This is a genomic window from Stenotrophomonas sp. HMSC10F06, assembly GCF_001807865.1.
GTDB lineage: Bacteria > Pseudomonadota > Gammaproteobacteria > Xanthomonadales > Xanthomonadaceae > Stenotrophomonas > Stenotrophomonas bentonitica_A.
This window is the reverse complement of the sequence record NZ_KV791306.1, coordinates 141,647-150,626: the sequence shown is the minus strand read 5'-3', so window position 1 is coordinate 150,626 and position 8,980 is coordinate 141,647. Positions and strand designations below refer to the sequence as shown.

Sequence of the window (8,980 nt, the reverse complement as noted above, 5' to 3'; positions counted from 1 at the left end):
TGGCTGCGGCTAACCTGCGGGGGGATTACCACCGGATCTCATTGCTAGAGTGTGGATTCGGCCTGCTTTGACGAACTCCCTGCATGCGCTCCTGGTTGCGAACGATCTCAATCACCCTCACTGCTGCATTGGCGACGGCCGCTGTTGCCAGCCTGCTCCAGACCCAGATCAATCTGCATGCTCTTACCCAGCTGGGCCTGGACGTCAGCTGGCCGGCAAGGGCCGCAGTCAACGTGGAAGATCTGGCTCGGTTCGGACCTGTAATGTTCAGCTTTTCGCTGGCCGGCGGCGTGCTTGCGTCAGGTCTGCAGCCAATTCTGCGCCGGTTTGGCCTCCATGCCCTGCCCTGCGCACTGCTCGCCGGTGTAGCCGGGCTGGCGGTCGTGCTCGCGCTGCTGCGCAGTGTGATTCCGATGCCGGCAGTGGCCGCCATCCGGGAGATTCCCGGCTTCGCCCTGCTCAGTCTGTGTGGGCTGGTGGGAGGCTATGTGAGCTACACGCTGAGGGCGCGTGCCGTGCGCGAAACGCACCCCCACGGCGGAGTTGCCTTGCTGTTGCCGGCTGGCCTGGTGCTGCTGCCGCTTGTCTCATTCATGTTTATGCAGCCAACGGCGCAACGTGCACAGCCGCCTGCGGCAAAAGGCTACCAGGTCGCGACCGTCGCCAGCGGCCTTCAGTGGCCGTGGTCGCTGGCGGAACTGCCCGATGGAACGCTGCTCGTCACCGAAATGGCTGGCCGCCTGAAGCTGATTGACCGCGCCGGTGCACGTGTGGACGTCAATCTCTCCGAAATGCCCGCGGGCTATCAGCGTGAACGCGTGATCGGCCTGATGGACATTGCGCTGTCGCCGGATTTCGAGACCGATCGCCGCGTGTATCTGACGCAGGGTTATCGAGATCAACGCGGCGTGGGTGTTCGCTTGATCCGTGGCGCGCTGGAACGCGTTGGCGATGCGTGGTCCATGGAACAGGTGGAGATTCTTTTCGAATCCACGCCAAAAGCCAGCGATGGCAACAATGGCGGCCGCTTGGCCTTTCTCGACGCGCACACCCTGCTGATGACCGTGGGCGACGGTAGTGCCCGCCGGGAGGAAGCGCAGAATGTGCGCAACTCGCTGGGCAAGGTGATGCGCATAGAGCTCGCGCCTGGCGCGAGCGTGGGGACCCTGTACACCTCCGGGCATCGCAACCCGCAGGGCATCGTGCATGACCCTGTCACAGATTCCATCCATGTCAGCGAACACGGGCCGCGCGGCGGTGATGAGCTCAACCGACTTCGACCGGACGCAAACTACGGCTGGCCGATGGTCAGTCACGGGATCGACTACCCATTTGCACGGGTGAGCCCGTTTACCCGGCACAAGGCGTTCGAGGACCCTGAGGTGGTCTGGTCGCCGTCCATCGCGCCCTCCGGTCTTGCCGTGTATCAAGGCGCCCTCTTCAAGGGATGGCAGGGAGATCTGCTGGTGCCTGCATTGCGTGAGCGGAGCATCCGCCGGCTCGTTCGTGACGGTGATCGCATGGTGCGCCAGGAGCGGCTGCTCGTCGAATTGGGTGAACGGATTCGTGACGTCATGGTCGCTGCAGATGGCTCCGTCTATGCGCTTACCGATGGGGTGGACGGCAAGCTACTGAGACTGGTACCGGAAGAAACCCTGTGAGCATGCCGCTCAGGTGAAGTCGTGTGCGGAGGATTGACTCCGCACGCTCACGCTCGCCAGCAGGCGCGCGCCGAAGGCAAGCATGGGGCCACCGACGCTGGGTGTATCGCTGGCCCTAAGGCTGTTTGCGGCCCAGGCGAATCAGCCGCCGTGGTCGGCCAATGCATCGTGAAAGTCGAGCTCGTGGACGAGTACGAGCCGTGACCCTGATTTACGAAGCTCAATGGCCTTTTCGACCTTGCGTCCGTAGCAGGCAAAGGCCCAACAAGGATTGCCTTCCGCGCCGATGACCAGGTAGTGGACCTTCTTCGATGGGGCTGAGTGGGCCGATCCCCCGAGCCTCTCGACGATCTGTTGGAACTCGGTGCGGGTGAAGCGTGACGATGCGCCGGTAAAGCAAAAGCCCCTATCCAGAAAGTTGATCTCGGGATCCACGGCGCACAAGCCGACGATCCTCTGTTCTTTCAGTACGAGCGGATTGGTAATCGTACGGTCGTCGAGCAGTGGCGTGAACTCCGCAAAGAATGCGAGGAGCAACGCGTGTTCCTTCGGGTCTATCTGTCCGTCGGCGAGTACGCCTGTGATGAGGCTCCCCACCTCGTCGAATGGCCAGCATGTCCTCAGGTGCTCGTGATCTGCCATCCAATCTGACAGGGCGCGGAGCTCTTCCACGGAGATGTGCGTATCCGCAACGATGCCCCCCAGGATTCCGTGCAATCGCTGCAGGTCGGCAGTCACATCGGCGTAGAACTCGGTGGAGCGCAGCCGTTCGCACAGCCACAGGATGTCTGCGCGTTCTTCCTCGGTCAGGATGCCGTCGGCCACGGCGGTAGTGACAACCGGCACCAGCTCGTTGAATGGGTGCTGCTCTCGCACTGCCTCGTGCTCGACCAACCACAGGTTGAGGTAGTCGAGCTCAAGGGGATTGATCTGGCCGTCGATCACGATCCCTTCGACGATGCCGATCAGGGCGTTGACGGATTTGTTCAGTCGGGCTTTCGAGGTGAACCTGAAGTAGCTGCGGTGATCGGGGTGCATTGAGGTACGTCCCTGTTGGACGCCGTCCAGCGGCGTGTCATGGAAACTTACCGTGTCATTGACATCTGGCGCCAGAGGCAGGCTGGCCCCTGTAACGATCCAGTTGCAGCATCGCAGCTGCGGCGTGACTACAACCAATGGCACACGAGCCAGGGGGCTGTGCACGCTATGTTGGTTCCAATGGAATGGAGGGAGTACGTGTGAGGCGTCTATTTTTCTCGGCAGCGCTGCTGTTGATGTGTGCGACGGCCGGAGCAGGTTCCAATGCCGCCGACGGGACGACAACCGTGATCGTGCTTGGCGTGGACCACGCTGCCCAGCTTGTGGCCAAAAATGACCGCCCTGCCCGCCTTGCGGCCTTCCTGGCGCATGCCAGGCCCGATGCCATCTGCATCGAGCGGTCGCCGGAGGCCTTCGCACGCAACGACTATTACGAGTTCACCTACGAAGTTCAGGACGTCGTGGTTCCTTTCGCCCGGCGCAACGCAATCGACCTGTGTCCCATCGACTGGGAGCCACCCGTCGAAGATGCCAAGCTTGGATTCGGCCTGGACCTGGGGGCGCCGCCGGAACTGCGCCCTGCCAGCGGGTTCCAGCAGTTCCTTTCATTCCCCTCCCCGAGCCAGCTCACGCGGGATCTCTTCCACGCCGACGAGGCAAAGAACGTGGAGCGGATCGCGCAATGGGCCGCAACGCCGGCCAAGCGGGCAGCGGATGACCTGCCGCGCAGGCTGTATCTCTATCGCACCTACCTGCAGGCGCAGCGGGTAGCCGCCGCGGTGAAAGCGCGCCCCGGCGGCACGGTTGTCGTGGTGGTTGGCGAGTTCCACAAGCGGGACATCGAAGCGATCCTGGCCGCTTCCCCGGACCTGCGGATCGTACAGCCCTCCAGCCTCGGCGAACCCGGTGAGGCGCTGGTGCAGCGGGAGGGGCGCCGTGAGTACCACGCCGCTGTCGCCAGCTTCAACCTGCTGGGCGTCCAGTCTGGCACCGGCAACATGGACCGCGCGTTTGTTCGGGAGTCGGTGCAAGCCCTCAAGGTAGAGCGCAACTCGCCTGAAGTCGCGTTGCTGCAGACGCGCCTGGATGTGCTGGAAGGCAGGGCCACGCCGGCGATGGCCGTGGACCGGTACCGATCCGTTGCCACGGAGGCGGGCGAAGCACGCTTCACGTGGACCGGGGTGGCTGACGCGTCACGCCTTGACTCTTACTTCGACCCCTTCGGTAACCTCAACGTACGCCAGCGGGCGCTGCTCGAGACGGCCCGCGAGTTGTACCGTGCCGAGCGTGGCGAGGAAGCAGCAGGGATACAGCAGACCCTCGGCAGCGAGCTGAGCAACCGAAAGGCGGCTCAGCTTGCCGGCTACTGGGAGCGCTACGTCGTGAGGCCGGCAAAGCCGTGACGTGCAAGACGGCGAGATCGCACTGACCGGGAGCGGCTTACCTCCTGCCGCACGGCATCAGATATTGGCCCTCAGGGTGGTATGTTGGCGCCAGGGGAAACAGGCTGCCTACATGGGACGTAGAAGGACATCGACCGGATTTGACGCCTTGATCGGCCTGCCTTGGCCGGTCGGGATCCTGGTCGGCATGGCCGGCTACAGCGCGCTTCGGTACGGGATCCCGTGGTGGTTCTCGCGCCAGGGCGGCACGCTGGCTGCCGGCCTTGCGGGAGAGTTCGGACAGGTACTCGCCCCGCTCGCCTGGGTGCTGCTGGGTCTCTGCTGGATGGCCGCCCTCCTCTCGTTCCTGCGTGCCAGATATCGGCGTCACCTGCTGGATACCAGGACCACGCTGGAGAGTCTGGCCGTCGGTGGCTGGCGCCAGTTCGAACAGTTGGTAGGCGAAGCGTTTCGCCGGCAGGGCTACACCGTCGAAGAGACGGGCCTTGGCGGCCCGGATGGCGGCATCGATCTGATCCTTCGCAAGGACGGCCGGCGCATTCTGGTCCAGTGCAAGCAATGGAAGCGCCAGCAGGTCGGCGTGAGCGTTGTGCGCGAGATGGCTGGCCTGTTGGCCCACCATCGCGCGGATGCGGTCAGGATCGTCTGCATTGGGGCATTCACCCGCGACGCTGAGGCGTTTGCACAGGGCAAGCCCATCGAGCTGATGGACGGGGCAACGTTGCTGGAGATGATCCAGGCGTCACGCAACGCGGATGTGTGGCCAACCGCGCCCAACCCACGTATTGAGCCAAAGATCGCACCGCCGAAGGAAACACCTGCGTTGAGTGAGGGCTGTCCTCGATGCGGCAGCACACTGGTGCAGCGAACCAACCGGCGCACCGGTGAGTCGTTCTTTGGCTGCAGTCAGTTCCCCCGCTGCCGGGGAAGTGCGGATCGACGTCTCGCTTGAAGCCACGCCCATGCTGTGTCGCGCACTCTGCTCGGTGCCTGGGTCGCGGTGAACCATAGCCGGATGAGTCTCTGACCGGGACTGCCGACGTGCGCCGGTACCAACTCAGCCCGCCGCATCCAGGGTTCTACCCAGTACAGCAAGCCGAGACGCGCGCAGGTACCGCAGATACTTGCCGAGGAAGATGCCCGTGAACCCGCCAGACAGCAGCAGATACGCGGCGCGGAAACTGCCGTCCGCGCTCAGTGAGGGGGATACGGATAGCGCGCACTCGAAGCCGTACTTCACCGCAAACGTCACCAGGAGCAGCGGCAGGAGACTGTAGTCCGCACTGCGCCACAGCTTTCCCGTCGACGGATTCAGGGTGAGCGTTGCCCGGCGCAGCAGCAGCCATCCAAGGCCCACGCCTGCACCGATGCCCACCGACCACTGACCCCACGCTTCCCAGGCATTGCCGAACCGGTGGTTTATCGACACGATGCCCCACGCCACGAAAAGGGCCGGCACGATGGCCAGTTTCGTGAGCGAGGTTTCTCCAGGTTTCATGGCGGCGACGCCCCGTGCGACCAGAAAGACCAGAAGCGCCCAGACCCACACCGGGGTGTTCGAGAGAAGGGGATGCAGCATGTTCACGGGGCGTCCTTGAGCTGGGTGGGTGCCGGCGATGCAGCGCCGTGCGGGAATGGGTCCATTCTCGCTTTGCACCGACCCGTCACAAGTGACAGGTGTCAGGCATCCGGACGTACATTACGCAGCCAGCGCCGTAGACGTCGCCTGCCCGCTCAGCTCCTGCGCATCAGGATCATCTTCTCCTGTGACATGTCCCGCATCGTGTACGGGATGCCGCCCGTGCCATACCCCGACTCGCGGCGCCCGGCGAAGGGCATCCAGTCGGTCCGGAACGCGGTGGCATCATTGATCATCACGGCCGAGGCATCCAGCCGGTTGGCGGCGCGCATGGCGATATCGATATCCTGCGCGAATACGCTCGCCTGGAACGCGGTAGGCAGTGAGTTGGCACGCGCGATCGCCTCGTCCAGGTCGGTATAGCGATACACCGCCACCACCGGCCCGAACACTTCCTGCATGGTGATCCGTGCGTCGCTGGCCGGATCCAGCAGCACCGTGGGCTGCAGCATGGTCTCGGAAAGTCGCTTGCCGCCGGTGGCCAGCTGCGCCCCGCCACTTACTGCTTCGTCAATCCATTCGGCGACGCGGTCGACCTCGCGTGGCTGGATCAGCGGGCCGACATTCGTGTCCTTCAGCGTGGGGTCGCCGGTGCTCAGGCGCTCGACCCGTGCGATGAGTGCCTGGGTAAAGTCATCGGCAACATCCTCGTGGACGAAGACGCGCTGGGTGGAGACGCACACCTGGCCTGCATGGTAGTAGCCGCCTTTGACGACCGGTTCGATGATCCTGCCGAGGTCGGCGCTGCGATCGACGATGGCCGGGGCGACCCCACCGTGTTCCAGCGCCGAACGCGCACCGTGTGCGAGCTTGGCGTGCAGCGACCACCCTACCCTGGCCGAGCCGATGAAGCTCAGGAAGGCCACCCGCTTGTCGGTGGCCAGCGCCTCGGCCAGGTCGTTGCCCTCCGGCAGGAAGCTCTGGCACCACGGCTCGGGCAGCCCGGCCTCGTGCACCATCGCGACGAATTCCAAGCACGACAATGGCGTCGCGGAGGCAGGTTTGATGATCACCGGGCACCCGACGGCGATGGCCGGCGCCACCTGGTGGACGATCAGGTTCAGGGGGTGGTTGAACGCAGAGATCGCGGCAACCACGCCGATCGGCTCCCGCGTGGTGAACGCCCAACGGCCCTCCGCCGCGGCCGACAGCCCCATCGGGATTTCGCGACCGGCGAAGTTGCGCAGCTCGTCGGCGGCGTTGTGGACACCGTCGATGGCGCGCGTGGTTTCGACGATGGCGTCCGGCAGCGGCTTGCCGCCCTCCCGGGCAATCTGCAGCGCCAGATGATCACGCCTGCCGTCCATCAGCGCGGCGAGCCGGCGCAGGATCGCGATGCGCTGGTGCGGCGCGAGCCAGCCGTCGCGGTCCTTGAATACCCGCTCGGCGGCACTAAGCTTGCGCTCCAGGGCCGCGGCGGTATCCAACCCGATCTCGGCGATGGGGGCACGGTCGAACGCCTGGACGACAGTCAGCATGTTGGGTTCCTTGCTCAGCATCAGGGATGACGATCAATCACAGCCCACGTCCGGCGTGCGGTTGCGAAGTTCATCGACCAGCACGCGGGTGTTCTCGGCATAGTCGATCGGTACATCCAGCACGTGGACGCCGCCGCCGGCGAAAGCGGCCTCGATCATCGGCACCAGCGCTTCGACCGCGGTCACCCGGCTCCCCTTCGCACCGTAGGCCTCGGCATACTTCACGAAATCCGGATTGCCGAAGCGCATGCCGAAATCGTCGAAGCCATCCACTGCCTGTTTCCAGCGGATCATGCCGTAGGCGCTGTCGTTGAGGATCACCACCACCAGGTTGAGCCCCAGGCGCACCGCGGTTTCCATCTCCTGGGAGTTCATCATGAAGCCGCCGTCACCGCATACGGCCATGACGCGGCGCTGCGGGTACAGCATGGCAGCCATCATCGCCGACGGCAGGCCAGCGCCCATGGTGGCGAGCGCGTTGTCCAGCAGCAGCGTGTTGGCCACGTGCGTGCGGTAGTTGCGGGCGAACCAGATCTTGTACATGCCGTTGTCGAGGCAGACGATGCCGTCGTCCGGCATGGACCGGCGCACGTCGTGCACCAGCCGCTGCGGCGTGACCGGGAAACGGTCCTCTTCGGCGCGGTCGTTGATGCGGGCCAGGATTCTCTGGCGCAGGGCGATCATGCCCTCGTCCGCAGGCAACCGCCCTTCCAGCCGTTCGGCCAGGGCATCCACCGAAGCCCCGATGTCGCCCAGCACTTCGATATCCGGCTGGTAGACCTGCTCCACGGTCGCGGACTGGAAGCTGATGTGCACGACCCTGGGTCCGCCGCCGCTCTTCATCAGGAACGGTGGCTTTTCGATGGTGTCATGGCCGATGGCGATGATCAGGTCGGCGCGGGCGACCGCCTCGTGCACGTAGTCGCCCTCGGAGAGCGCGGCCGTACCCATGTAGAGGTTGGAGCCGCCGGTGACCGCACCCTTGCCCATCTGTGTATTGAAGAACGGCAGGCGCGTGCGCGCAACGAATGCGGAGAGTGATTCGGCGAGCCATGGCCGGCTGCCCGCCGCGCCGATCATCACCAATGGGCGTTTGGCGGCCAGGATCGCCGCTTCCGCCCGGTCGAGCGCGGCAGAGGGTGCGATGGGACGTTCCAGCGGGTGGATGGGGATGACGGGCACATCCTCCACCTCCTCACCTGCGACATCCTCCGGCAGTTCCAGGTGCACCGGCCCGGGGCGCTCTTCCATGGCCACCCGGAAGGCATCGCGTACGGTCGCCGGAATCGCGGCAGGGCTGACGATCTGGCGCGTCATTTTCGTGAGAGGCTTCATCGACGCCACGATATCCACGATCTGGAACCGTGCCTGCTTGGCGCTCATGACCGGCTTCTGGCCGGTGATGAGAATCATCGGCCACGCGCCCAGGTGGGCATACGCCGCGCCGGTGGAGAAATTCAGTGCGCCGGGGCCGAGCGTGGCCAGGCACACGCCGGGCCTGCCCGTCAGCCGGCCGTGGGTGGCTGCCATGAACGCGGCCGCCTGCTCGTGGCGGGTGAGCACCAACTCGATGCGCGAGGTCCGGAGCGACTCCAGGAAGTCCAGATTCTCCTCGCCCGGCACACCAAAGATGCGGTCGACGCCCTCGTTTTCCAGCGCCTTGACCAGTAGATCCGAGCCCTTCTGCATAGCTTCGATCCTTGCGGTGAAGTCAGGATCACTATACCCGGGCCGATGTCAGCGCTGCGTCGGATGTCTGCG

The 8,980-nt window shown here is 64.8% G+C and carries 7 protein-coding genes; 3 read left to right on the top strand and 4 right to left on the bottom strand.

Annotation, left to right across the window (positions count from 1 at the left end):
• Positions 1–83 precede the first annotated feature (83 nt).
• A complete protein-coding gene (locus HMPREF3113_RS16655; protein WP_083298845.1) occupies positions 84–1,661 on the top strand; it encodes a PQQ-dependent sugar dehydrogenase in 1,578 nt (525 codons plus the stop codon).
• Positions 1,662–1,802: 141 nt separating this feature from the next.
• Here the strand turns inward: HMPREF3113_RS16655 and HMPREF3113_RS16650 are convergent, their stop codons facing one another.
• Positions 1,803–2,864, bottom strand: coding sequence for a BRCT domain-containing protein (locus HMPREF3113_RS16650; RefSeq protein ID WP_254665317.1), 1,062 nt, complete (start codon positions 2,862–2,864; stop codon positions 1,803–1,805).
• Between the two features lie 122 nt (positions 2,865–2,986).
• Between HMPREF3113_RS16650 and HMPREF3113_RS16640 the strand changes: the two genes are divergently transcribed.
• Together HMPREF3113_RS16640 and HMPREF3113_RS16635 are read left to right on the top strand one after the other, a co-directional pair.
• A complete protein-coding gene (locus HMPREF3113_RS16640) occupies positions 2,987–4,102 on the top strand; it encodes a hypothetical protein (RefSeq protein WP_254665316.1) in 1,116 nt (371 codons plus the stop codon).
• A 112-nt stretch (positions 4,103–4,214) separates the two neighbouring features.
• Entirely contained in the window at positions 4,215–5,054 is an 840-nt protein-coding gene (locus HMPREF3113_RS16635) for a restriction endonuclease (RefSeq protein ID WP_070474124.1), read from the top strand.
• Positions 5,055–5,159: 105 nt separating this feature from the next.
• Here the strand turns inward: HMPREF3113_RS16635 and HMPREF3113_RS16630 are convergent, their stop codons facing one another.
• The 3 genes from HMPREF3113_RS16630 to HMPREF3113_RS16620 all read right to left on the bottom strand — a co-directional run bounded on the left by HMPREF3113_RS16630 (position 5,160) and on the right by HMPREF3113_RS16620 (position 8,908).
• On the bottom strand, positions 5,160–5,681 hold the full coding sequence (locus tag HMPREF3113_RS16630) for a DUF6622 family protein (protein WP_070474097.1): 522 nt from the start codon (positions 5,679–5,681) through the stop codon (positions 5,160–5,162).
• A gap of 155 nt (positions 5,682–5,836) precedes the next feature.
• Complete coding sequence (locus HMPREF3113_RS16625; RefSeq protein ID WP_070474122.1) at positions 5,837–7,219, bottom strand: aldehyde dehydrogenase family protein; 1,383 nt, start codon at positions 7,217–7,219, stop codon at positions 5,837–5,839.
• 33 nt (positions 7,220–7,252) lie between these two features.
• Positions 7,253–8,908, bottom strand: a complete 1,656-nt coding sequence (locus tag HMPREF3113_RS16620; protein ID WP_070474095.1) for an acetolactate synthase large subunit — start codon at positions 8,906–8,908, stop codon at positions 7,253–7,255.
• Between the last annotated feature and the right edge of the window lie 72 nt (positions 8,909–8,980).

Coding starts and splice junctions, on each gene's coding strand:
- HMPREF3113_RS16655 (WP_083298845.1), top strand. CDS start 84: ATGCGCTCCTGGTTGCGAACGATCTCAATCACCCTCACTGCTGCATTG.
- HMPREF3113_RS16635 (WP_070474124.1), top strand. CDS start 4,215: ATGGGACGTAGAAGGACATCGACCGGATTTGACGCCTTGATCGGCCTG.
- HMPREF3113_RS16630 (WP_070474097.1), bottom strand. CDS start 5,681: ATGCTGCATCCCCTTCTCTCGAACACCCCGGTGTGGGTCTGGGCGCTT.
- HMPREF3113_RS16625 (WP_070474122.1), bottom strand. CDS start 7,219: ATGCTGACTGTCGTCCAGGCGTTCGACCGTGCCCCCATCGCCGAGATC.
- HMPREF3113_RS16620 (WP_070474095.1), bottom strand. CDS start 8,908: ATGCAGAAGGGCTCGGATCTACTGGTCAAGGCGCTGGAAAACGAGGGC.